The following is a 26,505-nucleotide window of genomic DNA, read 5'->3' as shown; positions in this document are numbered from 1 at the left end:
AAACTTTGTGAATGGGTTCACAAAGTCGAGCTTGTGCATCCGTTCACAAACACTAGCGAGCCCCCTCGGGGACCCCTTGAGGGGGGTACCCGAGAGGGCTCGAAGTGGTCCGAACGGACCCAAACGACGACGGCTCGCCGACCGCGCCGGCAGCGCGCTAGGCGGACATGAACCGCGCGGCCTGCTCCAGGAAGATCGTGTTCGCCTCGGTCTCGCCGATGGTGATCCGGCAACCCTCGCCCGAGAACGGACGCACGGTCACCCCGGCCGCCTCGCACAGCGCGGCGAACTCGTCGGTGCGCTCGCCCAGTCGCAGCCAGACGAAGTTGGCCTGGGAGTCGAAGACGGTCCAACCCTGGCCGATCAGCGTCTCCAGCACCCGCTCCCGCTCGGCGACCAACGCGTCGACCCGCTCCAGGAGTTCGCCCTCGGCGCCGATCGAGGCGATCGCTGCCACCTGGGCCAGCCGGTTCACCGAGAACGGCATCCCGGTCTTGCGCAGCTCGGCCGCCACCGGCTCGTGCGCGATGGCGAAGCCCACCCGCAGGCCGGCCAGACCGTACGCCTTCGAGAACGTGCGCAGCACCACCACGTTGGGCCGGTCCCGGTAGACGTCCACCCCGTCCGGGACCTGCTCGTCCCGGATGAACTCGCGGTACGCCTCGTCGAGCACGACCAGCACGTCACGCGGCACCCGGTCCAGGAAGCGCTCGAGCTCGGCGCGGTGGATCACCACGCCGGTCGGGTTGTTCGGGTTGCACACGAAGATCAGCCGGGTCCGCTCGGTGACGGCGGCGGCCATCGCGTCCAGGTCGTGGCTCTCGTCGGCGAGCAGCGGCACCGGCACCGGCGTCGCGCCCGCCAGCAGCACCAGCAGCGGGTACGCCTCGAAGGAACGCCACGCGAAGACGACCTCGTCGCCCTCGCCGGCCGTCGCGTTCACCAACTGCTGCGCCACCGTCACCGATCCGGTACCGGCCACGATGTGCGACGCGGGCACCCCGAATCGCTCGGCCAGCGCCTCGGCCAACTCCGCGTTGCTCGGGTCCGGGTAGCGATTTATCTCGCCGACGGCGTCGGCCACCACCTTGTGCACGCTGGGCAGCGGCGGGTACGGGTTCTCGTTGGAGGCGAGCTTGTACGACGGCAGGCCCTCCTCCACCACCGGCGCCCTGCCCGCCTTGTAGACGGGCACCCCCGCCAGGGCCGCCCGGAACCTCACAGCGGCGCCGTCGTCCTTACCTGGGGCGTTGTGCTGGGTCACGCCCGTCCTCCTCGCATACTGGTCGGGGTGCCTGGGCGCACGTCCCGGTCGTGTCAACTCTATGGTCCGCCGGCCGGGGAGGGCATTGTCGGGCCGCACGAGTCGGTCGCCGAAGGTTCAGCGGTAGGTATGGGGCGATACGTTTCTTCGTAAAGCAATGACATGAACCCGGCCAGGGCGGCGCATTCGGCCTAGTGTCGGGACGATGACAGCGCCAGATGTACCGCGTGTGGGGCGGCGGATCCGGGTGGGCATCCGGGACGTCGCGGCGGCCGCCGGGGTGTCGATCACGACCGTCTCCGACGCGCTCAACGGCAAGGGCCGACTGCCCGACACGACCCGACTGCACGTGCGCGAGGTCGCGGATCGGCTGGGCTACCGGCCCTCGGCCGCGGCGCGCACGCTGCGCACCGGTCGCTCGGGGCTGCTCGGGCTGACCACGACCATGCGCTCCACCGAGCCGTTCGCGCTCACCGAGTTCGCGTGGTTCGCCGAACTGGTCCGCTCGGCCACCGCGACCGCCCTGGACCTGGGCTACGCGCTGGTCGTGCTGCCCGCGTCCTCGCCGCACGACGTGTGGGGCAACGTCGCGCTGGACGGCACGATCGTGGTCGATCCCGCGGACGACGATCCGCTCGTGCACGAGCTGCTGCGCCGGGGGGTGCCCGTGGTCAGCGGCGGTCATCCGGGCTCCACCCCGGTGTACGGCTGGGTGGACAACGACCACGTGGCCGCGGTGTGTTCGGTGCTCGACCACCTCGCCGACGCGGGCGCCGCCCGGATCGGGCTGCTGGCCGCCTCGGACGGCCCGGGTGCGGCCAAGGGCGTCGCGGGCTACCGCGCGTGGTGCGCGGATCGGGGTGTGTCGCCGATCACCGAGGAGTACGAGGCGCGTACGCCCGGCGCCGGTCGGGCCGCCGCGACCCGGCTGCTCGACCTGGCCCCGGACGCGGTCTTCGGGCTGCACGAGGGGTGCGCGGCCGAATTGCTCACCGCCGCCCGGGCACGCGAACTGCGGGTGCCCGACGACCTGCTCCTGGCCTGCTGCGGCGAGGGGGCCGATCCGTCGGTGACCTCGCTGAGCCTGCAACCGGCGCTGGCCGGCGCGTGGGCGGTGGAACTGCTGGTGAGCGTGATCGACGATGCCGGGGCCGGGCCGCTGCTGCCCGCCCAGCGCACCGTGCCCACCCGGCTTTCGGTGCGCGACTCGTCCACTCGCCGCTGACCGCCGGGCACCCGCGCGGCCCGGTCGGCTCGGGTCGGGGCCGCCCGGTGGGACGGGCACCGCTGCGCGCACAATTGAGCGTGGTCCGTTCCGCCGTGCCCGCACGAGAGATACGGTCCAGGAATCATCCGAATCGGACCGGGTGAGCCGCAGCCGAACCCGGCCCGCGTGCGTCTTGGTTCACGACGGGTGTCGGCATCGCCGCCGTACGGTGGTGCGGATCTGAAGAAAGGACCCTTCTGGTGAGCAACGTCTCGGCTACACCGGCCCCGATGGGCGCCGCAGCGGAGCTGGACGCCCCGCTGTACGTGGTCGGTGACGTCCACGGTCATCTGGAGGAGCTCAAGGCCGCCCTGCGCGCCCGGGACCTGATCGACGCGGACGCGCACTGGTGCGGCGGCCGGGCCCGGCTGTGGTTCCTCGGCGACTTCACCGACCGCGGCCCGGACGGCATCGGCGTGGTCGAACTGGCGATGGCGCTGGCCCGCGAGTCCGCCGAGGTCGGCGGCAGCACCCGGATGTTGCTGGGCAACCACGAGATCCTGCTGCTGGGGGTGTTCCGCTTCGGCGACCACCCGGTGCCGGTGGCGGGCGGCTCGACCACGTTCCGCGAGATCTGGCTGCGCAACGGCGGCATGCAGTCCGACCTGGACCGCTTCACCGACGAACAGGCCGGCTGGCTGGCCGCGCAGCCGGTCGCCGCGGTGGTCGACGGGCACCTGCTGATCCACTCGGACAGCAACGCCTACCTCGAATACGGCGACACCATCGAGGAGGTGGACGGCGCGGTCGCGGACATACTGCGCGAGCCGGATCCGCTCTCGTGGTGGGACCTGTTCCGTAACCTGACCCGTCGCGGCGCCTTCATGGGCGAGGTCGGCCCGTACGCGGCGGCCGACCTGTTGAGCGAGCTGGGCGGCCGGCGCATCGTGCACGGCCACACCCCGATCCCGTACCAGACCGGCGAGGACCCCACGACGATCGTCGAGCCGCGCGTGTACGCGGACGGACAGGTGGTCAACCTGGACGGCGGGATCTACCTGGGCGGCCCGTGTCTGGTCGCGCGCCTGCCGCTGACCGCCACGCCGCCGAGCGCGGCGGCCGGTTCGTTGGAGGAGACGCAGGGTCGCGAATACGACCTGGGCGCCCTCGGCGGCAACACCGGAGACGAGCCGCGGTCGTAGGGAACTCCCTGCCCAAAAGCGGGGGATGCACCCTATCATCAATAAGTATCCGCCTCGACACCGTCAGGTGCTTTTGCGGGTCGTTGATCCACCGACAGCTTGCACGGGTCCCCTGACGGGCCCGGCGGACGCGGGACACGCCCGCGCGGCCTCATTCGGGGGATCCGATGCAACACTGGTTTGGAAGTGACGAGCACCGCCGTCAGTACGAGCAGTTCGTCGATGACGCGCTGCACCTGGAGGAGACCCTCTCCGGTCTTGCGGCGGTACCCAACCTGAACGTCGAGCAGTTGCGGACGGCCACGTTGGACGCGACCCCGTCGATCGCGGACGCGGCACGCGACGAGTACGACCGCTACGAACGTACAGAGCAGCGTTTCGAGTCCGGGATCCGACAGGACTTCGGCGCCTCGATGATCGAGGCCGGCGAGAGCTTCGGCTGGTTCGCGCTCGCCACCGCCATGGCGGTGATCGTGGCCGGCATCTCGGCGGTCGTCTTCCTGATCGTGGGCTACGTGCTGTTGCCGCTCACGATGGACGACTCGTCCATGCAGCACACGATGCAACTCGCCTCGATCGCGGCCGTGGGCATCTCGCTCGGGGCGGCGGCGATCGGGGGACTCGCGATGCTGGCGGTGGCCGCGCGCAATCGGGCCCGGCCGACCGGCGAGGTCGAGGTGTACCTGGCCCGCGAGGAATGGCGCCGGGCGATCCTGCACCGGGGCATCCTGCCGTTCATGCGCTCGCGTCTGCGCGAGGTCTCCGACGAGGGCACCACCCTCCTCGGCTGACCGACCGTCGGCGCCGGCTCTCCCACCCGCCCGGGGCGGGAGAGCCGGATCACGCCGTCCGGGGCGGGCCGGGCCACACAATGGTCGACATGGTCGGCAAACGCGGGAAGGTCACCGGGGGAATCGGTCCCGGATTGGTGGGCGAGGTCATGATCGAGGTGCGCGGCGGCGTGGAGGCGTTCCTCGCGTACCCGGCGCTGCCGGGCGAGGAGCACCCGGTGGGTTCGTTGGTGGTGATCGTGGAATACCTGCCGCCCCGCACGGTGTACGTGGCGGGGGCTTTCGGCTGAGCCGGGGCGGCGGGCATTGGCGCGTGCATCCGCGTGTGCGGACCGGTAGGCGTGCACCGTGCGAGGGGATCCGTACGCGTGTCCGGGGTGATTTGGTGGTTTCATCCGGATTTGCCCACGTAGGCTGCGTTCATGGTGAACGCCACCGGCAGCAGTGCCGACAGCGCCGACGAGCCCGGCGGGGCGGGTCGCTCCGATCCCACGCCCGGACCGGCCGCGCCGGCCTCGCTCGGTCTGGACGACCTGGTGGCCGAGGTGGTGGAGCGGCTCGGCTCGGCGGCGGCGGCCGGGGAGCGGCTCCAAGGGCTGCTCGAAGCCGTGATCGCGGTCGGCGCCGACCTGGACCTGCACACCACGCTGCGCCGGATCGTCGAGGCCGCCGCCGATCTGGTGGACGCGCGCTACGCCGCGCTCGGCGTGATCGGCACGGAGAACAACCTGTCCGACTTCATCACCGTCGGCATCGCCGACGCGGATCGCGAGCGGATCGGCGAACTCCCGCACGGGCGAGGCATCCTGGGCCTGCTGATCGAGCACCCGGAGCCGCTGCGCCTGGACGATCTGGCCCGACACGCGGCGTCCTACGGCTTTCCGCCGAACCACCCCGCGATGCACTCGTTCCTGGGTGTGCCGATCCGGGTGCGCGACGAGGTGTTCGGCAATCTGTACCTCACCGAGAAGCGCGGCCGACCGGGCTTCAGCGCCGAGGACCAGCAGGTCGTCCGGGCCCTCGCGGCGGCGGCCGGGGTGGCCATCGAGAACGCGCGCCTGTTCGAGAGCGCGGCCCGCCGGGAGAAGTGGATCATGGGCTCGGCGGACGTCACCACGGCGCTGCTGACCACGCAGGACCCGGACGAGGCGCTCGCGGTGGTGGCCGAACGCGCGCGCAGCCTGGCCGAGGCGGACTTCGCCGCGATGTACCTGCCGCAGCCGGACGGCTCGTACCTGGTCGAGGTCACCTCCGGCGAGGACCTCGCGGGCCTGGGCGGCACGGTGGTCGCGCAGGGCAGCCCGGTCGCGGAGGCGATCAACACCGGGCGCAGCATCTTCATCGCGGACATGAGCACCGACCCGAACGTGATGCTGGACCAGTCCCGCTGCTTCGGGCCGGGCCTGTTCGTACCGCTGATCGCCAACGAACGCATCCTCGGCGCGCTGGAGTTGGACAAGCGGATCGGCGCGGTGCCGTTCAACCGGACCGAGCGCTCGATGGCCCAGGCGTTCGGCGGCCAGGCGGCGATCGCGCTGATGCTGGCGAGCGCGCAGCGCGACCGGGAGCGGCTGGCGGTGTTCGAGGACCGCGATCGGATCGCCCGGGACCTGCACGACCTGGTCATCCAGCGGCTGTTCGCGACCGGGATGATGCTCCAGGGCGCGGCCAGACTGGCGCGGGTGCCGGCGGTGACCGCCCGGATCAACCAGGCGGTGGACGAACTCGACGCGACGATCCGCGAGGTGCGCAGCACCATCTTCGCGTTGCAGAACCCGCCGCGTGAGGGGACGACCGGGGTCCGCGGCCGGGTGTTGCGCGAGGCGAGCACGTCGGCCGCCACGCTCGGCTTCGAGCCGACGGTCACCTTCACGGGCCCGGTCGACTCGACCGTCCCGGACGAGGTCGCCGAGCAACTCCTCGCCGCACTGCGCGAGGCCCTGTCCAACGCCTCCCGCCACGCGCACGCGTCCCGGGTCGAGGTGAGCCTCGCGGTGACCGGCGGCACGGTCGAGCTGACGGTCACCGACGACGGTGTGGGCATCGCTCCCGGCGGTCGGCGCAGCGGGCTGGTCAACCTGGCCGCCCGCGCGGAGGAGTTGGGCGGTCAGGCGGCGTTCGGACCGGGGCCGGAGGGCCGCGGAACCACGGTGACCTGGTCGGTGCCGCTCCAGCGCGGGTCCTAGCCGGGAGACCCCGACCGATGCTTGGACACCCCCGCCTCGCCCACACAAGGGATTCCGTCATGCGCCTGAACCGCTCCCTCACCAACCCGTCCCACTGGGCAAGCGCCACCCTGATGACCACCCTCGCCCTGGGCACCTCGACCTCCGCCCGCCCCACCTCCCGGGCCCCACACCCCCACCCCGAGCCACCCGCACCCCATCACCCGGGACCCGCCCCCGCCCATGACCCCGGACGCCCACGGCCGGCTACGCCGGGATGTCGCGGATGTTGCGTTGCACAACGTCGGGCAGGACGCCGGCCGCGGCAACGAAGTCGTTGTCGTCGTGCAGCACGACCAGCCCGTGATGGGCCGCGATCGCACAGACCATCAGATCCGCGGACAGCGCCCGAACGGCGCCTCCGGCCGGCCGGCTCCTCCTTCGGTGGCAGGTCGGGTTTGATCTTTTGGCTGAGGACCGGGAGATCGGTGGCGTCGATGCTCTCGGTATGACTTCGGTGCCATCACCGACCGCGGCGATCGCGGTCCACGAACTGACCAAGCGTTACGGGCGGACGACAGTGGTCGACCGGCTCTCCTTCACCGTGCGGGAGGGCGCGGTGACCGGGTTCTTCGGTCCCAACGGGGCAGGCAAGACGACCGTGTTGAAGACGATCGTCGGGCTGGCCAGGCCCACCGCCGGTCACGTGTCCTTTCAAGGCGGCCCGGTGCCCGCCGACGCCCGGGCGCTGGGTGTGCACATCGAGCCGTGCGGAGCCCATCCCGGCCGGACCGGCCGGGCCCACCTGCGAGCCCTGGCGCTGCTTGCCGGGCTGCCGGCCGGCCGGGTCGACGAGGTGCTGGAAACCGTCGGGCTGGAGCAGGCCGCCGGGCGGCGGGTCGGCAAGTACTCGCTGGGCATGCGCCAACGCCTCGGCCTGGCCGGCGCGTTGCTCGGTGATCCCGAGGTGCTCGTCCTGGACGAGCCGGTCAACGGCCTGGACCCCCAGGCGATCCGCCGGCTGCGCACCCTGCTCCGCGACCGGGCCGCTCGCGGTCGCACCACCCTGCTCTCCAGCCACATGCTCGGCGAGGCCGCGCAGACGGTCGACGACGTCGTCGTCATCGACAAGGGTCGGCTGATCCACACCGGCACGATCGGCGATCTCGACCAGGGCGCCCTCTCGGTACGCACCCCCGAGCCCGAGCGGCTCTCGGCACTCGTCGAAGGCGCCGGCGGACGAATCCGGCCCGCGGACACCGGCGGGTTGTGGATCGAAGGGCTCACCGCCGCGGAGGTCGCCGGGCTGGCCCTGCGCGAACACATCCCCTTGGAGGAGATCACCGCACGGACCGCCTCCCTGGACGTGTTCTTCGATCTGACCGAAGGCGGGACGCAAGCTCCGACGAAGGGCCGAAGCGCATGAGCCGGCTGTTGCGAGGCGAGTTGCTCAAGACCCTCACCACCCGCTCGATCCACGGCTTCGTGGCCGGCGGCGTCGCGTTCACCGTGCTCAACGTCGTGATCGTCGCGGTGGCGTCGGGCCGGCTGGACGAGGTGGCCGAGAAGGAGGAGGCGCTGGCCGGGCTGCCGGTCCTGTTGATGTTGTGGGGACTCGTCGGCGCGGCCGGCGAGTACCGCCACCGCACCGCCGCACCCGCGGCGCTGGTGGCCCGGCGCGACCGCGGCCTGGTCCTGCTCGCCCGGATCGGCGCCTACGCGGTGACGGGTCTGTCGATCGGGGCACTGCTGGTCGCCGTGTCCGTCGGGCTCGCCCTGCCGCTGCTCGCCGACCATCCGGGAGCCGACCTCGCCCCGGGGGAGGTCGCCTCGGTCGCGGCGGGCAACCTGGCCGCGTTCGTGCTGTCTGCGATCATGGGTGCCGCCATCGGGGCGATGGTGCGCAGCCCGGTCGTGGGGGTGGTCGTGGTGTTGCTGGTGAACTTCGCGGTGCTTCCGCTGGTCGCCGATGTCGCCGAATCCGCCGCCAACTACACGCCGTTCGGGGCCGCCGGTGTGCTGGCGCGGTCGACCCACCACACGACGCTGTCGGCCGGTGCCGCCGCGGTGGTCCTCGGCGCCTGGGCGGTCGCGCTGGTGATCGCGGCCGTCGCCGGCGAGCGTCGGCGTGACCTGGCATGAACCCGGTTCTCCGGTACGTGCGAGCGGCGCGCCGGTGGATCCGAGCGCGCCGCTCGGCCGTGTTCGACGCCGTCGTCGCGGTGGTGACCACGAGCGTCGAGGTCGGACTGACCTTCGAGGACTCGACACCCGTCCCGACGCTGCCCCTCGCACTCGTCTTCCTCACCGGTGCGCTCCTGCTCGCCCGACGGCGCGCGACCCTCACCGTGCTGGTGCTCGTCTGCTCGATCGAGGCGCTGCTCGCGGCGACCGGCGCCTACCCCGGCGGGGCGCCGGTGTTGGTGGCCCTCTACACCGTCGCCGAACTGCGGAATCGGCGTGTTTCGGTGGCCGCCCTCGCGCCGACGGCGCTGGTCCTGATGCTGGCGAGCATCGCCTCGATCCCCGTCTCCGTCGTCGCGTGGGGCCTGGGCACCTACGCGCAGACCCGACGGCGCTACACCGAGGCCCTGGAGGAGCGCACGACCCACCTGGAGCGCGAGCGCGAGCAGCTCTCGGTGATCGTGGCGCAGCGCGAGCGCGCGGCGATAGCCCGCGAACTGCACGACATCATCGCCCATTCGGTCACCGTGACCCTGGTGGGCGTACGCGGTGCGCGCGACGTACTGCGCACCGCGCCGGACGTGGCCGACGACACCCTGGGGCGGGTCGAGAGCAACGCCGAGCAGAGCCTGGTCGAGTTGCGCCGGATGTTGCTCCTGCTGCGCGAGCCGGACCAGGGTGTGCGGATGCGTCCGCAGCCCTCGCTGGCCCAACTGCCCGCGCTCGTCGCCTCGTACGGCGAGGCCGGGCTGCCCGCGCGCCTGGAGGTCACCGGCACGTCCCGACCGCTGGCCGGCGGCGTCGAGCTGTCGGTCTACCGCATCGTCGAGGAGGCACTGACCAACGTGCTCAAACACGCCCGCCCCACGCACGTCGCGGTAACGCTCGACTTCGACCGCACCCATCTGCGGGTCGCGGTCGTCAACGACGGCGAGCGGGTGTCCGCACCCTCGTCCGGCGGCCACGGCATCGTCGGCATGCGCGAGCGGATCGGTGTCCTCGGCGGCGAACTGGAGGCCCGGCCCGGCGCGGACGGCGGGTTCGAGGTGGCGGCCCGACTGCCGCTGGGGGATCCCGCATGAGCATCCGCCTGCTCATCGTCGACGACCAGGAGCTGATCAGGACCGGCCTTCGCCTGTTCCTGCAGACGCAGGACGACCTCGTCGTGGTCGGCGAGGCCGAGGACGGCGACGAGGCGATCGAACTGGCGGGCGCCCTGCGTCCGGACGTGGTGCTCATGGACATCCGGATGCCGCGGATGGACGGCGTCGAGGCCACCGCCCGCCTGCACGCCGCCGGCATCTCGCCACCGCCGCGCGTGCTGATCCTGACCACGTTCGACCTGGACGAGTACGTCTTCGGCGCGTTGCGCGCCGGCGCCGCGGGGTTTCTGCTCAAGGACGCCTCGCGCGCCCGCCTCGTGGAGGCCATCCGCGTCGTCCACGACGGGGAGGCGTTGCTCTCGCCCTCGATCACCCGCCGCCTGATCGAGAACTTCGCCACCCGCACCGAACCGCTCCGCTCCTCGCCCGCGCTCCTGGCGGGCCTGACCCCGCGCGAACGAGAAGCCCTGTTCCTGGTCGCCCGCGGCCTGTCCAACAGCGAGATCGCCGCCCGTCTGGTGGTCACCGAGGCGACCGTGAAGAGCCATGTGGGCAGCATGTTCGCCAAACTGGGCCTGCGGGATCGCGCGCAGGCGGTCGTCTTCGCCTACGAGCACGGCGTCATCGTCGCCGGCGAGAGCGACCGGCCCGGACCGGCCTGACGACGCCCCGGAAGCCGGCCCGCTCCCGGGACGTCGCCGACGCGTGCGTCAGTCGGCCAACGGCAGATAGACGCGGTTGCCCGAGGCGGCGAACTCCTGCGACTTGGCCCGCATCCCGGCCTCGGCGTCCACCTCCGACGCGACGGCACCATCGCCGTGCTCCGCGCGGATGTCGTGCGAGATCCGCATCGAACAGAACTTCGGTCCGCACATCGAGCAGAAGTGGGCCGTCTTGGCCGGCTCCGCCGGGAGCGTCGCGTCGTGGTAGGCGCGCGCGGTGTCCGGATCCATCGCCAGGTCGAACTGGTCCTGCCAACGGAACTCGAAACGGGCGTCGGAGAGCGCGTCGTCCCAGGCCTGCGCACCCGGGTGCCCCTTGGCCAGGTCCGCCGCGTGCGCCGCGATCCGGTAGGCGATCACGCCCGCCTTGACGTCGTCGCGGTCCGGCAGGCCCAGGTGCTCCTTCGGCGTCACGTAGCAGAGCATCGCAGTGCCCCACATGCCGATCATCGCCGCGCCGATCGCCGACGTGATGTGGTCGTAGCCGGGGGCGACGTCCGTGGTCAGCGGACCGAGTGTGTAGAACGGCGCCTCGTCGCAGATGCGTTGCTGGAGGTCGACGTTCTCCTTGATCTTGTGCATCGGCACATGGCCGGGGCCCTCGATCATCACCTGGACGTCCATCGAACGGGAGATCCGGCCCAACTCGCCCAGCGTCTCCAACTCGGCGAACTGCGCCGCGTCGTTGGCGTCCGCGATGGAGCCCGGGCGCAGACCGTCGCCGAGCGAGTAGGTCACGTCGTACGCGCGCAGGATCTCGGTCAGCTCGGCGAAGTGCGTGTAGAGGAAGTTCTCCCGGTGGTGCGCCAGGCACCACGCGGCCATGATCGAGCCGCCGCGCGAGACGATCCCGGTCTTGCGACGGGCCGTCAGCGGCACGTAGCGCAGCAGCACGCCGGCATGCACCGTCATGTAGTCCACGCCCTGCTCGCACTGCTCGATCACGGTGTCGCGGTAGAGCTCCCAGGTGAGTTCCTCGGGCTTGCCGTTCACCTTCTCCAGTGCCTGGTACAGCGGCACCGTGCCGATCGGGACCGGCGAGTTGCGCACGATCCACTCGCGCGTGGTGTGGATGTCCTTGCCGGTGGACAGGTCCATCACCGTGTCCGCGCCCCACCGGATCGCCCACACCAGCTTGTCGGTCTCCTCCTCGATCGAGGAGGTCACCGCCGAGTTGCCGATGTTCGCGTTGACCTTGACCAGGAAGTTCTTGCCGATCACCATCGGCTCGATCTCCGGGTGGTTGATGTTCGCGGGCAGCACCGCGCGACCGGCGGCGATCTCGTCCCGGACCAGCTCGGGCGTCAGGCCCTCGCGGATCGCCACGAACTCCATCTCCGGGGTGACCAGTCCGCGCCGCGCGTAGGCGAGTTGGGTCACCGCCTCGGCCCCGGACGCGCGCCTGGGCCGGGCCCCGGCGCCGGGCACCGCGAAACCGGCCGGGGTGAGCGCGCCGATCCGCCCGTCGTAGCGGACGGTGTCGCCGCGCTCCTCGATCCAGGCCTCCCGCAGCGCGGGCAGGCCGCGCCGCACGTCCACCTCGAAGGCGGGGTCGGTGTACGGGCCCGAGGTGTCGTACAGGCGAACCGTCTCGCCGTTGGTCAGATGCACCGTGCGTACCGGAACGCGCAGGTCCTCGCGCGATCCGGGGACGTAGCCGCGGTGGTGGGCGGGGGAAATCGGTCCGCTGGTGACCGTGTCCGCGGCGGCCGGGTCGGCAACCGGGACAGCGGGCAGCGATGTGTCGTGCGAGGTCATGGAAAGGCTCCCTACGCCGGCATTACCCGGTCAGGTTCTGCGGTCGGCGCGGCCTCAGCGCCCTCTCAGCCCGGTGCCCCGAGCTCCCGTGTATCTCCGTGTGGTGCGCCCCCCACCCTGACACACCGTCGGTCGCACGACCAGCGTCGGGTTTCAGCCGAGCGGATCCCGCGGTTCGCGGCCGACCACCGCGGTACGCGCGAGCACGACCATCCCGACCGTGACGAGCAGCCCCACGACACCCTTGACGATGAGCATCAGGAAGGCCGAGAACAGCCAGATCAGCAACCAGCACAGCAGCACCAGCGCGAGCACCGGCACACCGACCCGCACCCACTGCGGCCATGTCTCCATCGTTCAACCCCCAGTCACGCGATCCCACGCGAGACGTGCGTGCGGGGACCACATTCCCCGCAAGGACACGTCGTATCCGGGCGGACCGGTTCCGGCCGGACCGAATCCGGCCGGCCGGGCGTCGCGACGACCGGCCCGATCCGCTCAGACCGGCCAGCGCTCGCCGCGCCACGCGGCGTCCCAGAACATCCACTCGTAGCGGGCCGTGGTGGTGAAGTGTTCGATCATCCGAGCCCGCTCGGTCGCCGAGAGGTCCTCGCCGATCCGGTCCACCAGATCGAGCACCGCGCGCACCGTCTCCTGGAACTCCTCGGCGCCGTAGGTGGCTATCCACCGCCCGTACAGCTCGTCGGGCGAGCCCTTGGCCAGCAGCGCGTCACCCACGCGGGCGTAGATCCAGTAGCAGGGCAGCACCGCGGCCACACCTTCGGCGAACGAGCCGTTGTGCACGGTGGCGAGCAGGTAGCTGACGTAGGCCCGGGTGCTGGGCAACACCGGCTCGGTCGCGGTCGCGTCCGCCACCGAGCTGCCGAAGTCGACCATGAAGCCCTCGTGCAACGAGCGCTCGGCGGCGATCGCACCGGCCGCGTCGCCGGCGAACTGCACGGTCGTCGCCTCGTCCGGCGCCTTGGCCGCGCACACCGCGAGCGCCTTGGCGTAGTCGCGCAGGTAGTGCGAGTCCTGCACGACGTAGTGCCGAAACGCCTCGCGCGGCAGCGTGCCGTCGGTCAGCCCGTGGATGAACGGGTGCTCGAGGATCGCCGCGTAGACGTCCTCGATCGCGGCCCAGAGCTCGTCGCGCAGCGCCATCAGGTCTACTCCCGATCGTCGGATCCCGGGATCCGAATCCCGGATCCCAAGATGCGATTGTCGTACACGGGTCCGGGCCCGCCCGTGGGTGCGCCCCTCGCGCGCGCCGCGCGCATCGCGCTCAGCCCTCCGGCGGCGAGAAGAACACCAACACGCGCAGCGGCTCGGTGATCCGGTGGAAGTGGTGCCGCACGCCGGCCGGTACGTACACGACGCTGCCGCGCGCGACGTCGGTGGACTCGTCGCCGACGGTCAGCGTGGCCCGACCGCTGATCACCACGTACGCCTCGTCCTGACGGTGCGGCTTCTGCGTGTCGGTCTCGCCCGGTTCGAGGGCGTACAGGCCCATCGAGAAGTTCCGCTCGCTGAGGAACTTCAGGTACGCGCCCTGCTCGAACGCGCGCTCGGCGTCCAGATCATCGAGGCGAAAGACCTTCATGTGACCAAACTCCTTACCGACACGAACAGACTTTCCCATCATGCTCAAGCGGGAGGCATCCACCGGATGCCAGCATCAAGATATGAAAAGCCTGGTCGTCAAACTGGTTGTCAACGCGCTGGCCATCTGGTTCGCCAGCTGGTTCGTACACGGAATCGATCTCGCCGACGGTGCGTCGGCCGGCAGCAAGGCCAAGACGATAGTCGTGGTCGCGCTCATCTTCGGGATCGTCAACGCCGTCATCAAACCGCTGGTGAAGCTGTTCTCACTCCCACTGTTCGTGCTCACCCTCGGACTGATCACGTTCGTGATCAACGCGTTGATGTTGTGGCTGACCGAGGCGATCTCGAACAAGCTGGACCTCGACTTCCACATCGACGGCTTCTGGGCCGCGCTGCTCGGCGCCCTGGTGATCAGCATCGTGAGCTGGTTCCTGAGCCTGATCCTGGACCGCGACTGAGGTCCGCGGGCGCGGTCTCGGCACGGCGTCGCCCGAGGGCACGCCGAGGAGCCGCGCAACGTTTCACGTGAAACAGGCAGCGAAGGAGTCGTGATGGCCACCGAGTGGAGCGACGGTACCCGGGCGGTCCGGGCCGGCAGTCCGGGCCACGCCCCCGGCGACCCCTTCCTGCCCGGACCCGTCTTCGCCGGTACGTACCACCTGCCCGGCGAGGTGAACGGTCCCTACCAATACGGGCGTTACGCGAACCCGACCTGGACCGGCCTGGAGGCGGCGATCGGCGACCTGGAGGGCGCCGCCGACACCGTCACGTTCGCGTCCGGGATGGCCGCCGTCTCGGCCGTCCTGATCGGGCTCACCACGCCGGGCGACGTGGTCGTACTGCCGTCCGACGGCTACCCGGCCACCCGCACGCTCGGCGAGCACCTCGCCGCACGCGGGATCACCGTGCGCCTGGTGCCGACCGCCGGCGCCGAACTCGAAGGGGCCCTGCCCGGCGCCCGCCTGGTGTGGCTGGAGACACCGAGCAACCCGGGCCTGGACGTGTGCGACATCGAGCGGATCGCCACGCTCGCCCACGCGCGGGAGACCCTGGTGGCCGTGGACAACACGCTGGCCACCCCCCTGGGCCAACTCCCGCTCGCGCTCGGCGCGGACATCTCCGCGGCCAGCGGCACCAAGGCACTGACCGGGCACAGCGACCTACTGCTCGGGTACGTCGCCTGCGCGAACGCCGAACTCGCCGCCCGCGTGCGGTCCTGGCGCTCGCTCACCGGCGCGGTGCCCGGGCCGATGGAGGCCTGGTTGGCGCATCGCTCGTTGTCCACCCTCCAGTTGCGGGTGGACCGCCAGGCGGCCAACGCGCTGGCCGTCGCCGAGGCGCTGCTCGGCCGCACCGACGTCGCCGACGTTCGGCACCCCGCACTCGCGGGCGATCCGGCCTACGATGTGGCAACCCGTCGGATGCGGCGGTTCGGCTGCGTCGTGGGCTTCACGCTCGCCGACGCGGACACCGCTCGCCGGTTCCTGGGCGCCCTCGAACTGGTCGCCGACGCCACCAGTTTCGGTGGCGTGCACAGTATGGCCGAACGTCGCGCGCGCTGGGCCGGCAACGATGTGCCGGAGGGATTCGTCAGGTTCTCGGCCGGTTGCGAGGACACCGCGGATCTCATCGCGGACATCCTGCGCGCCCTGGACGCCGCCTCCCCGGGCTGACCTGCGACTTCGGGCAAGATCACGTGATGTCCCCGACTCTCGGGAGTGGTCGGGGGACACGAGACGGGGGACCCGTGGACCTGACGCTGTTGCGCACTTTCCTGGCCGTACACCGCGCGGGTTCGTTCACCCGGGCCTCCGCGTCGCTCGGGCTCTCGCAGCCGGCGATAACCGCGCAGATCCGCACGCTGGAGAAGCAGGTCGGCAAGCAGTTGTTCGAGCGGCTGCCGCGCGGGGTCGCGCCCACCGGCCCCGCCGACGAGCTCGCCCGCCGGCTCGCGCCGCACCTGGACGCGATCGAGGAGATCGCGGCCCGCGAGGTGCGCGGCGTGGACCCGATGCGGCGCACCGTGCACCTGGGCGGCCCGACCGAACTGACCGCCCTGCGTGTGCTGCCGTCGCTGGCCGACCTGGTCCGGCGCGGTCTGCGGTTACGGGTGACCCTGGGCCCCGGCGACGTGCTGCTCACGGGCCTGGCGGCGGCCCGGCACGACCTGGTGATCTCCGACGTGCGACCGCGGGCACGCGGGATAGTGGGGACGCCGCTCACCGACGAGGAGTACGTCCTGATCGGCGCGCCGCACTGGGCCGCACGGCTGCCGCAGAGCCGGATCCTGGCCCAGGGGCCGACCGCCCTGGAGGGGGTGCCGCTGGTCTGCGAGGCGGAGGAGCAGCCGCTGATCCGGCGCTACTGGTCGACCGTGTTCGACGCGAAGCCCACCGCCCCGGCCGCGGTGACGGTGCCCGACCTGCGTGCCGTACTGGAGTGCGTACGCGCCGGGCACGGCATCGCGGTGCTGCCGCGCTATCTGTGCGCCGAGGCGCTGGACCGGCGCGCGGTGGTCGCCCTCCTGGAGCCGGAACTGCCGCCACTGCACACGGTGTTCCTGGCGGTGCGGGAGGGTACTTTGAGCCAACCGCACATCGCGCACCTGCACGGCGAGCTGATCGCGCGCGCCGCGCGCTGGGCGTGATCCCGAACGTGCGGCCGGGCAGGCATAAACCCCCCGTGTCGCCGGAAAGGGAGACTTCAGACGGGGGCAACGCCGCAAGAAAGCAGAGGGCACCGACGATGCGTTCAGTGGTGAAGCGGACGGCACGCGCGATCCTGCTCGACGACGAGGATCACATGGTGCTGATCAAACGCACCAAGCCGGACAGCCCCCCGTACTGGATCACCCCCGGCGGCGGCGTCGAGCCCGAGGACACCACGGTGTCCGAGGCGTTGCGGCGCGAGGTGTTCGAGGAACTCGGCGGCAAGATCGGCCGTCCGGTGCCCGCGTTCGTGGACACCGTGCCCGAGCCGGGCGGGGTCAAGGTCCAGCACTTCTTCGCCTGCCGGCTCGAATCGATGGATCCCGCGCTGCGGCACGGCCCCGAGGTGGACGAACCGAACGGCGAGTACGACATCGTCCGGGTGCCCTTCACCCCCGCCGGGCTGGCCTCGGTGGGCCTGGTGCCGGCGAGCCTGGCGGCCTACCTGCGGGCCAACATCGAGGGCATCCACACCCTGCTCGCGGGCGACCTGGGCTAGAGCGGTCCGGGTCCCGCCCCGGGAGCGCAGCGGGGCGCGGTGCTCAGCCGCGTCCCGGCCGGACCATGCCCGACTCGTAGGCGATCACCACGAGCTGCGCGCGATCGCGCGCGCCGAGCTTGACCATCGCCCGGCTGACGTGGGTCTTGGCGGTCAACGGCGAGACGAACAGGTGCTCGGCGATCTCGTCGTTGCTCATCCCGGCCGCCACCAGCGAGAGCACCTCGCGCTCGCGGTCGGTGAGCGCCTCCAGCCGGTCCGGCGCGGCCACCTTGGGCTCGGGCTGGGACAGGAAGCGGGCCACCAGCGCGCGGGTGGCCCCCGGCGAGAGCAACGCGTCGCCGGTCGCCACGGTCTTGATCGCCTTGAGCAGGTCCTCGGGATCGGTGTCCTTGACCAGGAAGCCGCTGGCCCCGGCCCGCAGCGCCTCGAAGACGTACTCGTCCACCTCGAACGTGGTCAGCACCAACACCCGTACGCCCGCGAGCTCGTCGTCGTGGACGATCCGGCGGGTGGCCTCCAGGCCGTCCATGCCGGGCATCCGGATGTCCATCAGCACCACGTCCGGCCGCGTCTCCTTGGCCAGGGTGAGCGCCTCGGCGCCGTTCGCCGCCTCGCCGACCACCTCCAGCTCGGGGTCGCTGCCGACCAGCACCTTGAAGCCCGACCGGACCAGCAGTTGGTCGTCCGCGATCAGCACGCGCACCGTCATGAGGAATCTCCGTCCCGACGCGCGGTGAGCGCGCCCTTGTGGTGCGGCAGCACCGCGTGTACCGAAAAACCGCCATTGGGGCCGGGTCCCACCGCGAGCGAACCGCCGACGGCGACCGCCCGTTCCCGCATGCCGAGCAGCCCGTGTCCGGTGCCGTCGGCGCTCTTGCCCCGTCCCGTCTGGGGCGTGCCCCGGCCGTCGTCGAGCACGTCGACCTCGACCGCGTGCTCGCCGTACACGACCCGCACGATCGCGGACGCGCCGTCGCCGCCGTGCTTCATCGCGTTGGTCAGCGACTCCTGGACGATCCGGTACAGCGCGAGGCCGACCGGCGCGGACGGGGTCCGGGCCTCGCCGGACTCCTCCAGGAGCACCGGCAGACCCGCGTTGCGGTAGGACGCCACCAGCGCGTCCACGTCGTCCACCCCCGGGGTCGGTTCGGTGGGCAGGTCGTTGTCGCCGTCCTGGCGCAGCACGCCGAGCGTCGTGCGCAGCTCGGCCAGCGCGTCCCGGCTGGCCACCTTGATGTGCACCAGCGCCTCCTTGGCCTGCGGCACGTCCCGGTCGATCACGTGCGCGGCCACGCCCGCCTGGATGTTGATCATCGCGATGCTGTGCGCGACCACGTCGTGCAACTCGCGGGCGATCCGCATGCGCTCGGCGGTGACCCGGCGTCGGGCCTCGTCCTCGCGCTCGTGCTCGGCGCGGGCCAGTCGCGCCTGCACCTCGGCCCAGTAGGCCCGCTTGGCGCGGACCGCCTCGCCGATCGCGACCGGCAGGTACATCCAGATCCCGGAGAGGTACTTCTCCGGGGACAGGAACCCGTCCGGGGTCAGACCTATCCGCATCCCGGTGTGCACCACCGCGACCGCCGAGGCGATCAGCACCGAGCGGCGCAGTTGCCCGCTGGCCGCCACCGTGTACAACGCGACCATGGTCGGGATCAGGATCGGGCCGTCCAGGCCGTCGGCGGCCAGGTAGAACACCTGGCCCGCCTCGGTCAGCGCCAGCACCGTGAGCGGCCACCGCAGCCGGCCGAACAGCACCAGGCAGGTGAGGCCGGCGATGCTCAGGTTGAGCGCGTCGGGGTGCCCGACGTTGTGGTCCTGGGTGGAGCCGCCGACCGAGCCGCCGATCACGCACATCAACACCAGCGCGACCAGGCACACCTCGCCGACCCAGGGTCGACAGGGCAACCAGCGCGCGAAGGTCTTGGGCGCCGGCAGCAGCCAGGGCTCGACCGGCTCGCTCGTACGGGGGCCCGCCGCGGACGCGGGAAGGCCCCGCACGGCGGCTCGCGCGGGGCCTTCCTTGGGCATGCGTTCTCCTCGGTCCACCGGGTCAGCGGTCCCCGGTGAATACCGGCTCCCTGTCCTCGTCGCCTCGGCCCACCGGCTTCGGCGCACGATCGGCGTGTCCGGGCCACCACGCCGCGTGCCCGATCAACGCGGTCACGGAGGGAACCCGGAACATCGACACCACGAACGCCGAGACGCAGATCCCGACCGAGACCGCGAAGCCCATCCGGGTCAGCATGTCGATGCCGGCCATCCTGGGCGACGCGAACGTCCCCGCCAGGATGACACCTGCGGCGGCGGTCGGTGAAGGACGCGGTCCGGCCGCCGACCATCGCCCGGGTGCCGTCGGGCCGGTGCGCGTGCACGAAGTCGCGCAGATCGGCGCGAACACCACCCGGGCCCTGCGGCCATCAACCGGCCGGCGGTGATCTTCCAGGGGTTGTGAACGACGAGTCGGCCCAGTCGCCCGAACATCGGTCTCTCCTCGGTTGCGTGCGCGATCCCACGGTGTGACCGGCCCCCGAGCACACCTTGTGATCGAATTCACAAAGCGCCGATCGCGCACGAGCCGAGAGAACGCCGGTGGTGTCGGCCTCGACGGTAGGCGGGCCGGAACGGACACTTCAATTGAAATCGGGGCCGCGCACACAAGTTCCGCCCCCGGGACTACAAGGGTGCACCGCCCCCGCAGACGTGGGAGTGGCGGCGTACTACAGCGGGAGTATCGAAAATTCGCGCCCGGGGACGCACGACATGTACTCGTCCCGGTGGGCGAACCACGCGGGCCACCGGCCCGCGGCGGCCCGAAGAACGAAAAGGGCGCGGGGCCGGGACCGACCGCGACAGTGCGCGCCAAGCCGGCGCCCATTCGATCCCAAGCGGCGCCGACCATGATCGAAGGCATGCGGCGGGCCCGGCAACCCCGTGATCGGGCCCGCCGCACCGGGAGCGGTTCGGAGCCTTCCGAGGGGGGAGGGGCTCCGGACCCAACTCCCCGGCACCCGCCGCCCGCCGAGACCCGGCCACGCCCGCCGCCGCCCACCGGGACGGGGATGTCCGGCGGGCGGCGGTTGCGGTGCTTGCGGTGGCGGTGGCAGTGCCGGCGGGGCGACGACCCTGGCGCCGAATCTCCCCGCGGGGTCCATGATCGCGATGTCCTCTCGCCGTTGCCCCCGCGAGACCACCTCGGCCCCACATCGACGAGTCTGCCGGTGCGCCGTGCGGCGAACACTGCGCCGAACCCTCGACCCGAGGTGGGTCCAGATCCACTCCCGCTAGGCGCACCCGCCCGGGCCCCGGTCCATGGCGTGGCCGCCCCATGGCGCGGATCCAGAGCTGCGCCGGCCCGCGCCTCTGCCGAAAGTCGTGCTGGAGCCCTGTCGAACGAGCGATGCCGCGCCCCGAGGCCGGCTCCTAGCGTCGTCCCGGACGACAAAGGAGCACGATGATCAGGCTGGAACGACTGACCAAACGCTACGGCGCACACACCGCCGTCGACGCACTCACGCTCACCGTCGAGGGCGGACTGGTGACCGGCTTCCTGGGTCCCAACGGCGCGGGCAAGTCGACCACGATGCGGATGATCCTGGGCCTGGACCGACCGACCTCGGGACACGCCTCGATCGACGGCCGCCCGTACGCCCGCCTGCACCGCCCGCTGCACGAGGTCGGCGCGCTGCTCGACGCCAAGGCGGTGCACCCCGGGCGGACCGCGCGAGCACACCTGCGCACGTTGGCGCGGACCCACGAGATCCCGCTCCGACGGGTGGACGAGGTCCTGGACCAGGTCGGCCTGACCGAGGTCGCGAACCGCCGCGCGGGCCTGTTCTCGCTCGGCATGAGCCAACGGCTCGGCGTGGCCGGCGCACTGCTCGGCGACCCCCGGACGCTGATCCTGGACGAGCCGATCAACGGCCTCGACCCGGACGGCGTGCGCTGGATCCGCGAGCTGATCCGCTCCCTCGCGGCGGAGGGGCGGGCGGTGTTCGTCTCCAGCCACCTGATGAGCGAGATGGAGCAGACCGCGGATCGGCTCGTCGTGGTGGGCCGGGGACGGCTGATCGCCGACGCGCCGATCGCCGAGGTGATCGACGCGGCCGGTGCCTCCGGGGTGCTGGTCCGCAGCCCGGACCGGGCGGGTCTGGACCGGCTGACCGAGTACCTGCTCGAAACCGGCGCCCGGATGGTGCCGACCGACGAGGACTCCCGCGGCTACACCGGCGCCTCGATCGAGGAGGTCGGCCGGGCCGCACACGCACTCGGCGTGCCGCTGTACGAACTGAGCCACCGGCGGGCCTCGTTGGAGCAGGCATACCTGGAACTGACGGCGAAGGCGGTGGAGTATGCGGCAGGCTGAGGCGCGAACCCGGGTTTGGGAACAGGGTCGGGGCGGGCCGCTCGCGCTGCGCTCCGCGGTGGGCTCGGAATGGATCAAGCTGTGGTCGGTGCGCTCCACGTGGTGGTCGGTCGCCGCCTCGGTGTTCCTGATGACCGTGTGCGCGGGAATCATCGGCATGGACTTCGCCAACGACGTGGAGCGCGGGGAGACCAAGGACGGTCTGACCATGGCCGTGGGCGAACCCGCGACCGGCTCGGTCCTGCTCGCCCAATTCGCCGTCGTCGCACTCGCGATGGCGGTGATCACGGCCGAGTTCGCGACCGGGTCCATCCGCACCACACTGACCGCCGACCCGCGCCGGGGCAGGATGCTCTTCGCGAAGACGGCGGTCGTGGTCGCGGTGACCACACCGCTGGCCGCGCTGCTCGCGGTCGCCGGCGTGGGCATCGGCCGCTTCACGCTCGGCTCGTACGCCATCACCTCGTCCGGCGCGGTGGCCGGCGACATCGCCGCGATCACCGCCTACCTGGTGCTCACCGCGATCCTGACCGTCGGCCTGGGCGCCCTGTTGCGCAGCCCGGTGGCCACGCTGAGCGTCGTGCTCACGGTGATGCTCGCGCTCCCGATGCTGATCGCCACCGAAGCCGCCGACATCCTCCCCGGCCGCGCCGGAATGAACCTCCTCGACGGCGACGCCACCGCCGCCGCGATTCTCGCCGCCTGGGCCATGGCCGCCCAAGTCGCAGGCTGGGCAGCCCTGCACCGCCGCGACATCTGACCACCGCCGCGCCGACCGACCCCCGCCCCGGGCACGCCTGGGGTGGGGTCGTCCCGTCCCTCCAGTCAGCTCTGCGCCATGTCCACGAACCGCGAATAGTGCCCCTGAAAGGCCACGGTGATCGTCGCCGTCGGCCCATTACGGTGCTTGGCCACGATCAGGTCCGCCTCCCCGGCCCGCGGCGACTCCTTCTCATAGGCGTCCTCGCGGTGCAACAAAATGACCATGTCGGCATCTTGTTCGATGGAGTTGTGGATGTTGATCCCGTTGGCAATGAAGTTGTGCGTACCGAGCACGGTGGCGTCGTAGACCGCCTGCTCGCCGAGGCTCTCGATCTCCGTGACCTGGTCCCAGAACACGTCGCTGGTCGCGAGTAGTTCCAGGTCCGCGTGCTCCAGGACGCTCGCGACGGTGGCGAGCCTGGTCCTGCTGGGAGCCGCCTTGTACAGGGACGTGCCGCAGTACTTGGTACCCAGAGCCGCCTGGAAGGCGCGTGTGGACATGCCTCGGCCCTGCAGGGCCTCCTTGACGGCGTCCCACACGTCCCGGGGGACGGTGTCCAGGTTGGTGTTCGCCAGAACCCCGTCCAGCCTGGTCAGGGCCTTCGCCACGCTCTCACCGCGAGCGCCGTGCACGCCCACGTCGGTCAGGAACCGACGCTGGTCCTCAACCCCGGAGATGTCCAAGGTCCAGCCCGGGCGCCCCTTCGTGTTCCCCACCCGGCGCAGCCTCGCGCGGATGTTCACCCGCAGGAGCAAAAGCTGGAGATCACGAACGAGCCGCTCACTCGTGCTCGCGTAGTAGACGCGAACCGCGCCAGCCTTCGAGACCGTCACCGAACCGTCGGTTGCCCACAGGTGTCGCAGAAACAGCCGCACTTGCTCGTCGGGCAGCCCGAACACCTCCGGCGGCAGGAACTTCTCGTGCGATCGCTTGCCGTACAAACCGAACCGATCGAGCCATGCCGCGATCGGGTTCCGACGACCTCGGGCAAGGCGCTGAGGGGCCGGGAGGTAGACGTGCCACCACGCCTGCTGCTGTTCGCGGCGTGGAGTGATCCCGAAGTGGGCGGCCGCTTCCTCCACGGCGCCGAGGTTGGCCTCGTCGTTGCTCGTGTAGTGGATGGGCTGTCGTGGCGCCACACAACCGTCGCCGAGGAGGTGCGCCAACATGACCACTTCGGCCTCGGGCCAGGCGGCCGGGTCCATGGGAGCGTCGATCCGTCGAGGCACGGCGACGCGTGCGCCCACGGTCAACTCGCCGAGCGGCCTCCACCCGTCGTAGGTCTGGAAGGGGTGGTTCGCGGTCGCCTCGATCTCCCGCCCGGATGCGAGCCGCAGCCGGAAGACCTCCTTGACCCCGCTGGGGAAGACATGCGTCATGGTGCGCGGAACAAGCCTCAAGTGCTCGTCCAGGGACCAGACGGGAATGTCCCGCTCGCCGGTCGCCAACAGTTCTCCCATGGAGATCTCGGCACCGGTGTCGGCCCGCAACACCCGGGTCGCCGCCGTGACGCAACCGGACTCACGCAGGTCGGAAACCATCGGCTTCTTGTCGGTGCGCTGTTCCGGGCCACGGTTGAGCTGGGACATCGCGACCACCGGGACCTCCAGCTCCTTGGCCAGGAGCTTGAGGTTCCGCGACATCTCGGAGACCTCCTGCTGGCGGTTCTCGGCCCGCCGCGAGCCGCCCGACTGCATGAGCTGGAGGTAGTCGATAATCACCAGCCGCAGGTCGTGCTTCTGCTTGAGCCGGCGACACTTGGCCCGAATCTCCATCATCGACAGGTTCGGCGAGTCGTCGATGTACATCGGCGCCGCCGTGACCTCACCCATCTTGCGCGAGAGCCGCGTCCAGTCGTCGTCCGTCATGCTCCCCGAGCGCATGTGGTGCAACGCGACCCGAGCCTCCGCCGACAGCAGACGCATCATGATCTCGTTGCGCCCCATCTCCAGCGAGAAGATCACACTCGCAAGATTGTTTTTGATCGAACACGCACGTGCAATGTCCAATCCGAGGGTGGAATTGTGGGTGGGAATCCACGAGCGGCCCGCCAGGTAGAGGTGGCTGTCGTTGTCCACCTCCACGCAGCGCACCGGTACCGAGTCGACGCGCCGCACCGCGCTGATGTAGCGCAGCCGAGTGGTCGGGTAGGCCAGGGTGCTCTGCCGGGCGATCTTGCGCGGCAGCCGGAAGACCTTGTCCGCCGGCGTGAAGTTCACTTGGTAGCAGACCGACGATTCGGCAGTGCGGCCCTTGACCGGCTTCGTACGCATCGTCGCGCGATAGCCCAGACTCAGCACGAGTTCGAGAACACCCTTGGCGAGCCTGCGGCTGGTCACCGCGAACTGCACGGTGCCGCTCGGGCTCACGTACCCGTCGGTGTCGAGCAGTCCGGCGAGGAGATCGCGCCGCTGCTGTTCGGAGGCCCGCAGGTAGACCTCGGGAATGTGCTTGTCGTGCAGGACACCAAGCGTGCGCAGGATGGCCGGAACCGTACCGTGTCGGTCGCGGCAGGACTGACACCGCAGCAATCCGCTGGAGGGTCCTCCACAGTCGGGGCAGGACGGATCGCCGACCGGCGCCGAGACCGCCTTGGCCTTGCCACCACAGGACTTGCCGCACGAGCGCACCTGCGAGGTGCGGGGCACGAACGGCTTTCCGCAGACCACGCACGCACGTTCCTCGACGGCCGCCGGTTCCGGAAGGCGTAGGTTGTACAGCAGGGGACTCCCGGTCGGGACGGCTCGAATGCCGCTCCGCTCGATGTTGTCGATTATTTCCGGATCTGCCGTGGTGAACCGGCTCCCCGCGCTGTGCCCGTCACCCAACCAGGCCCCCAGCACATAGGGCGGCAACATCAGGTCCCGCTCCGGGAAACGCGCGGGCGCGGCCACCCGGACGGCATGGTTCAACCGCCGGTCGGCCGTCTCGCACCGCACGGTGGCCGCGATCTCCTCGGTGGTCCGGACCGTCCCGGCTACCGCCGGCGCGTCGGTCCGGCCGTGGACCGCGCGACGCTCGGCCCGGGTCTGGGTCACCCACTGGTGGGCGCCGTCCGCAACGATCACCGCACCATCGGAGAACTCGACCTCGTAGCACGGTCGATCGATCAACATCTCGGTCGCCGCCACCACCCGGGTCGGCGCCCCGTCGGCTCCGATCAGCAGGTCGCCAACCCGCACCTCACCCATCGTGGTCCACCCGGTCGGCGTCGGTAGGGGAGTGTCCAGCGCCAGCGCCTTGCCCATGGCCGGACGGGCGGCGATGACGATCATCTGGCCGGAGTGGAGGCCGTTGGTGAGGGAGTCGAGGTCGGTGAAGCCGGTGGGGATGCCGGACATCTGGCCGCCGCGAGAGCTGATCGCCTCGATCTCGTCGAGCGCGCCCTCCATGATGTCGGCCAGCGGCGCGTAGTCCTCGGTGGTGCGCTGCTCGGTGACCTTGTAGACCTCGGCCTGGGCGTTGTTGACGATGTCGTCGACCTCGCCGTCGGCCGCGTAACCCATCTGCACGATGCGCGTGCCCGCCTCGACCAGGCGGCGCAGCACCGCCTGTTCGCGCACGATGCGGGCGTAGTACTCGGCGTTCGCCGCCGTGGGCACCGACGAGATCAGGGTGTGCAGGTACGGGGCGCCGCCCACCCGGCCGATCTCGGTGCGCTTGGTCAGTTCGGCGGCGACGGTGACCGCGTCGGCCGGTTCGCCCCGGGCGTACAGGTCCAGGATCGCGTTGTAGACGAGTTCGTGGGCGGGCCGATAGAAGTCGATCGGCTTGAGGTTCTCCACGACGTCGGCGATCGCGTCCTTGGACAACATCATGCCGCCGAGGACCGATTGTTCGGCGGCGATGTCCTGGGGTGGGGTCCGCTCGAATCCTTCGCGGGCCGGCTCGGGCCTGGCCTCTTCGAACTCGGAGACGCTCATGCCCGGGGTCTCCTTTCACAAAGGCTCGCGCGAGATCGCACCGCAATACACCGTGTCCTTCATACGCCACACGGCCGACAGTTCCGCCGCACGACGCGGCATGCGGCCCTTCACCGTACGGGTGGACCCTGGGACCGCCAAGACGGTCATACACAGGCCCTGTGGATAACTGTGGATAACCTGTGGAGAGAGGCGGGTCGAGCTGTGCACAAGCTGTGCGCAGTCGACCGCCAACGCTTCGCAAT

Annotated in this window: 24 protein-coding genes, 1 pseudogene and 1 riboswitch; of the genes and pseudogenes, 15 read left to right on the top strand and 10 right to left on the bottom strand. The window is 71.0% G+C overall.

From position 1 onward, the window contains the following. Positions 1 to 157: 157 nt before the first annotated feature. A complete protein-coding gene (gene hisC / locus ACIRL2_RS26185; protein ID WP_402234928.1) occupies positions 158 to 1,222 on the bottom strand; it encodes a histidinol-phosphate transaminase in 1,065 nt (354 codons plus the stop codon). A gap of 247 nt (positions 1,223 to 1,469) precedes the next feature. On the opposite strand from hisC, the gene ACIRL2_RS26180 reads away from it, so the two are divergent. From ACIRL2_RS26180 to ACIRL2_RS26160, 5 genes are all read left to right on the top strand, one after another. Further along, positions 1,470 to 2,489, top strand: a complete 1,020-nt coding sequence (locus ACIRL2_RS26180; protein WP_395867865.1) for a LacI family DNA-binding transcriptional regulator — start codon at positions 1,470 to 1,472, stop codon at positions 2,487 to 2,489. Between the two features lie 242 nt (positions 2,490 to 2,731). After that, the gene (locus tag ACIRL2_RS26175; protein ID WP_395867863.1) at positions 2,732 to 3,673 is read left to right on the top strand and encodes a metallophosphoesterase family protein; all 942 of its coding nucleotides are present in this window, start codon (positions 2,732 to 2,734) and stop codon (positions 3,671 to 3,673) included. Positions 3,674 to 3,840: 167 nt separating this feature from the next. Then, a complete protein-coding gene (locus ACIRL2_RS26170) occupies positions 3,841 to 4,464 on the top strand; it encodes a hypothetical protein (protein ID WP_395867860.1) in 624 nt (207 codons plus the stop codon). Between the two features lie 80 nt (positions 4,465 to 4,544). Further along, positions 4,545 to 4,754, top strand: a complete 210-nt coding sequence (locus ACIRL2_RS26165; protein WP_395867858.1) for a hypothetical protein — start codon at positions 4,545 to 4,547, stop codon at positions 4,752 to 4,754. A 132-nt stretch (positions 4,755 to 4,886) separates the two neighbouring features. Next, positions 4,887 to 6,650, top strand: a complete 1,764-nt coding sequence (locus tag ACIRL2_RS26160) for a GAF domain-containing protein (RefSeq protein ID WP_402234865.1) — start codon at positions 4,887 to 4,889, stop codon at positions 6,648 to 6,650. A 246-nt stretch (positions 6,651 to 6,896) separates the two neighbouring features. On the opposite strand, the gene ACIRL2_RS26155 is transcribed toward ACIRL2_RS26160, so the two are convergent. Beyond that, entirely contained in the window at positions 6,897 to 7,019 is a 123-nt protein-coding gene (locus tag ACIRL2_RS26155; RefSeq protein WP_395867854.1) for a hypothetical protein, read from the bottom strand. Positions 7,020 to 7,137: 118 nt separating this feature from the next. On the opposite strand from ACIRL2_RS26155, the gene ACIRL2_RS26150 reads away from it, so the two are divergent. Genes ACIRL2_RS26150 through ACIRL2_RS26135 form a run of 4 tightly spaced genes read left to right on the top strand, consistent with a single transcriptional unit; the run spans position 7,138 to position 10,578 of the window. After that, entirely contained in the window at positions 7,138 to 8,055 is a 918-nt protein-coding gene (locus ACIRL2_RS26150; RefSeq protein WP_402234862.1) for an ABC transporter ATP-binding protein, read from the top strand. Then, positions 8,052 to 8,771, top strand: coding sequence for an ABC transporter permease (locus ACIRL2_RS26145; RefSeq protein WP_395867851.1), 720 nt, complete (start codon positions 8,052 to 8,054; stop codon positions 8,769 to 8,771). The genes ACIRL2_RS26150 and ACIRL2_RS26145 overlap by 4 nt, the downstream gene beginning before the upstream one ends. Continuing rightward, complete coding sequence (locus ACIRL2_RS26140) at positions 8,768 to 9,895, top strand: sensor histidine kinase (RefSeq protein ID WP_395867849.1); 1,128 nt, start codon at positions 8,768 to 8,770, stop codon at positions 9,893 to 9,895. Before ACIRL2_RS26145 ends, ACIRL2_RS26140 begins: the two co-directional genes overlap by 4 nt. After that, positions 9,892 to 10,578: a response regulator gene (locus ACIRL2_RS26135; RefSeq protein ID WP_402234858.1), complete on the top strand. Its 687-nt coding sequence runs from the start codon at positions 9,892 to 9,894 to the stop codon at positions 10,576 to 10,578. Before ACIRL2_RS26140 ends, ACIRL2_RS26135 begins: the two co-directional genes overlap by 4 nt. 48 nt (positions 10,579 to 10,626) lie before the next feature. Here the strand turns inward: ACIRL2_RS26135 and thiC are convergent, their stop codons facing one another. The 4 genes from thiC to ACIRL2_RS26115 form a co-directional block, all read right to left on the bottom strand. Then, a complete protein-coding gene (gene thiC, locus ACIRL2_RS26130) occupies positions 10,627 to 12,396 on the bottom strand; it encodes a phosphomethylpyrimidine synthase ThiC (RefSeq protein ID WP_395867844.1) in 1,770 nt (589 codons plus the stop codon). Beyond that, positions 12,388 to 12,496, bottom strand: a riboswitch (TPP riboswitch). It overlaps the preceding gene by 9 nt. Before the next feature lie 53 nt (positions 12,497 to 12,549). After that, positions 12,550 to 12,750 carry a hypothetical protein gene (locus tag ACIRL2_RS26125; protein ID WP_395867842.1) on the bottom strand — a complete coding sequence of 67 codons (201 nt, stop codon included), beginning with the start codon at positions 12,748 to 12,750 and terminating at the stop codon, positions 12,550 to 12,552. 144 nt (positions 12,751 to 12,894) lie between these two features. After that, entirely contained in the window at positions 12,895 to 13,560 is a 666-nt protein-coding gene (gene tenA, locus ACIRL2_RS26120) for a thiaminase II (protein WP_395867840.1), read from the bottom strand. Between the two features lie 121 nt (positions 13,561 to 13,681). Beyond that, on the bottom strand, positions 13,682 to 13,999 hold the full coding sequence (locus ACIRL2_RS26115) for a cupin domain-containing protein (protein ID WP_402234853.1): 318 nt from the start codon (positions 13,997 to 13,999) through the stop codon (positions 13,682 to 13,684). An 82-nt stretch (positions 14,000 to 14,081) separates the two neighbouring features. On the opposite strand from ACIRL2_RS26115, the gene ACIRL2_RS26110 reads away from it, so the two are divergent. From ACIRL2_RS26110 to ACIRL2_RS26095, 4 genes are all read left to right on the top strand, one after another. Further along, positions 14,082 to 14,459 carry a phage holin family protein gene (locus ACIRL2_RS26110; RefSeq protein ID WP_395867836.1) on the top strand — a complete coding sequence of 126 codons (378 nt, stop codon included), beginning with the start codon at positions 14,082 to 14,084 and terminating at the stop codon, positions 14,457 to 14,459. Between the two features lie 93 nt (positions 14,460 to 14,552). Further along, on the top strand, positions 14,553 to 15,674 hold the full coding sequence (locus ACIRL2_RS26105; RefSeq protein ID WP_395867834.1) for a cystathionine gamma-lyase: 1,122 nt from the start codon (positions 14,553 to 14,555) through the stop codon (positions 15,672 to 15,674). Positions 15,675 to 15,748: 74 nt separating this feature from the next. Then, positions 15,749 to 16,648, top strand: a complete 900-nt coding sequence (locus ACIRL2_RS26100) for a LysR family transcriptional regulator (protein WP_402234850.1) — start codon at positions 15,749 to 15,751, stop codon at positions 16,646 to 16,648. Positions 16,649 to 16,746: 98 nt separating this feature from the next. Next, on the top strand, positions 16,747 to 17,208 hold the full coding sequence (locus ACIRL2_RS26095; protein WP_395867830.1) for an NUDIX domain-containing protein: 462 nt from the start codon (positions 16,747 to 16,749) through the stop codon (positions 17,206 to 17,208). A gap of 43 nt (positions 17,209 to 17,251) precedes the next feature. Here ACIRL2_RS26095 and ACIRL2_RS26090 read toward each other — a convergent pair whose 3' ends face one another. The 3 genes and pseudogenes from ACIRL2_RS26090 to ACIRL2_RS26080 form a co-directional block, all read right to left on the bottom strand. Further along, the gene (locus tag ACIRL2_RS26090) at positions 17,252 to 17,920 is read right to left on the bottom strand and encodes a response regulator (protein ID WP_395867828.1); all 669 of its coding nucleotides are present in this window, start codon (positions 17,918 to 17,920) and stop codon (positions 17,252 to 17,254) included. Continuing rightward, complete coding sequence (locus tag ACIRL2_RS26085) at positions 17,917 to 19,239, bottom strand: sensor histidine kinase (RefSeq protein WP_395867826.1); 1,323 nt, start codon at positions 19,237 to 19,239, stop codon at positions 17,917 to 17,919. Before ACIRL2_RS26085 ends, ACIRL2_RS26090 begins: the two co-directional genes overlap by 4 nt. A gap of 22 nt (positions 19,240 to 19,261) precedes the next feature. Beyond that, positions 19,262 to 19,540 (bottom strand): annotated as a pseudogene (locus tag ACIRL2_RS26080) (MMPL family transporter); the annotation flags it as partial. Positions 19,541 to 20,662: 1,122 nt separating this feature from the next. On the opposite strand from ACIRL2_RS26080, the gene ACIRL2_RS26075 reads away from it, so the two are divergent. Together ACIRL2_RS26075 and ACIRL2_RS26070 are read left to right on the top strand one after the other, a co-directional pair. Beyond that, positions 20,663 to 21,574 (top strand): ATP-binding cassette domain-containing protein, encoded by a 912-nt coding sequence (locus ACIRL2_RS26075; protein ID WP_402234845.1) that lies wholly within the window; start codon positions 20,663 to 20,665, stop codon positions 21,572 to 21,574. Next, the gene (locus ACIRL2_RS26070) at positions 21,561 to 22,334 is read left to right on the top strand and encodes a hypothetical protein (protein ID WP_402234842.1); all 774 of its coding nucleotides are present in this window, start codon (positions 21,561 to 21,563) and stop codon (positions 22,332 to 22,334) included. Before ACIRL2_RS26075 ends, ACIRL2_RS26070 begins: the two co-directional genes overlap by 14 nt. Positions 22,335 to 22,399: 65 nt before the next feature. On the opposite strand, the gene ACIRL2_RS26065 is transcribed toward ACIRL2_RS26070, so the two are convergent. Further along, a complete protein-coding gene (locus ACIRL2_RS26065) occupies positions 22,400 to 26,152 on the bottom strand; it encodes a replicative DNA helicase (protein ID WP_402234925.1) in 3,753 nt (1,250 codons plus the stop codon). Between the last annotated feature and the right edge of the window lie 353 nt (positions 26,153 to 26,505).

It is taken from the genome of Embleya sp. NPDC127516, from assembly GCF_044765325.1.
Lineage (GTDB): Bacteria > Actinomycetota > Actinomycetes > Streptomycetales > Streptomycetaceae > Embleya.
Note: the sequence above shows the minus strand (reverse complement) of the source record. Positions and strands in the feature narration are given on the sequence as shown.

What these genes read in the sequence shown, in the direction of transcription:
- ACIRL2_RS26180 (WP_395867865.1), top strand. Translation starts at nt 1,470, where the DNA reads ATGACAGCGCCAGATGTACCGCGTGTGGGGCGGCGGATCCGGGTGGGC.
- ACIRL2_RS26170 (WP_395867860.1), top strand. Translation starts at nt 3,841, where the DNA reads ATGCAACACTGGTTTGGAAGTGACGAGCACCGCCGTCAGTACGAGCAG.
- ACIRL2_RS26165 (WP_395867858.1), top strand. Translation starts at nt 4,545, where the DNA reads ATGGTCGACATGGTCGGCAAACGCGGGAAGGTCACCGGGGGAATCGGT.
- ACIRL2_RS26160 (WP_402234865.1), top strand. Translation starts at nt 4,887, where the DNA reads ATGGTGAACGCCACCGGCAGCAGTGCCGACAGCGCCGACGAGCCCGGC.
- ACIRL2_RS26155 (WP_395867854.1), bottom strand. Translation starts at nt 7,019, where the DNA reads ATGGTCTGTGCGATCGCGGCCCATCACGGGCTGGTCGTGCTGCACGAC.
- ACIRL2_RS26150 (WP_402234862.1), top strand. Translation starts at nt 7,138, where the DNA reads ATGACTTCGGTGCCATCACCGACCGCGGCGATCGCGGTCCACGAACTG.
- ACIRL2_RS26145 (WP_395867851.1), top strand. Translation starts at nt 8,052, where the DNA reads ATGAGCCGGCTGTTGCGAGGCGAGTTGCTCAAGACCCTCACCACCCGC.
- ACIRL2_RS26140 (WP_395867849.1), top strand. Translation starts at nt 8,768, where the DNA reads ATGAACCCGGTTCTCCGGTACGTGCGAGCGGCGCGCCGGTGGATCCGA.
- ACIRL2_RS26135 (WP_402234858.1), top strand. Translation starts at nt 9,892, where the DNA reads ATGAGCATCCGCCTGCTCATCGTCGACGACCAGGAGCTGATCAGGACC.
- thiC (WP_395867844.1), bottom strand. Translation starts at nt 12,396, where the DNA reads ATGACCTCGCACGACACATCGCTGCCCGCTGTCCCGGTTGCCGACCCG.
- ACIRL2_RS26125 (WP_395867842.1), bottom strand. Translation starts at nt 12,750, where the DNA reads ATGGAGACATGGCCGCAGTGGGTGCGGGTCGGTGTGCCGGTGCTCGCG.
- tenA (WP_395867840.1), bottom strand. Translation starts at nt 13,560, where the DNA reads ATGGCGCTGCGCGACGAGCTCTGGGCCGCGATCGAGGACGTCTACGCG.
- ACIRL2_RS26115 (WP_402234853.1), bottom strand. Translation starts at nt 13,999, where the DNA reads ATGAAGGTCTTTCGCCTCGATGATCTGGACGCCGAGCGCGCGTTCGAG.
- ACIRL2_RS26110 (WP_395867836.1), top strand. Translation starts at nt 14,082, where the DNA reads ATGAAAAGCCTGGTCGTCAAACTGGTTGTCAACGCGCTGGCCATCTGG.
- ACIRL2_RS26105 (WP_395867834.1), top strand. Translation starts at nt 14,553, where the DNA reads ATGGCCACCGAGTGGAGCGACGGTACCCGGGCGGTCCGGGCCGGCAGT.
- ACIRL2_RS26095 (WP_395867830.1), top strand. Translation starts at nt 16,747, where the DNA reads ATGCGTTCAGTGGTGAAGCGGACGGCACGCGCGATCCTGCTCGACGAC.
- ACIRL2_RS26090 (WP_395867828.1), bottom strand. Translation starts at nt 17,920, where the DNA reads ATGACGGTGCGCGTGCTGATCGCGGACGACCAACTGCTGGTCCGGTCG.
- ACIRL2_RS26085 (WP_395867826.1), bottom strand. Translation starts at nt 19,239, where the DNA reads ATGCCCAAGGAAGGCCCCGCGCGAGCCGCCGTGCGGGGCCTTCCCGCG.
- ACIRL2_RS26075 (WP_402234845.1), top strand. Translation starts at nt 20,663, where the DNA reads ATGATCAGGCTGGAACGACTGACCAAACGCTACGGCGCACACACCGCC.
- ACIRL2_RS26070 (WP_402234842.1), top strand. Translation starts at nt 21,561, where the DNA reads ATGCGGCAGGCTGAGGCGCGAACCCGGGTTTGGGAACAGGGTCGGGGC.
- ACIRL2_RS26065 (WP_402234925.1), bottom strand. Translation starts at nt 26,152, where the DNA reads ATGTTGTCCAAGGACGCGATCGCCGACGTCGTGGAGAACCTCAAGCCG.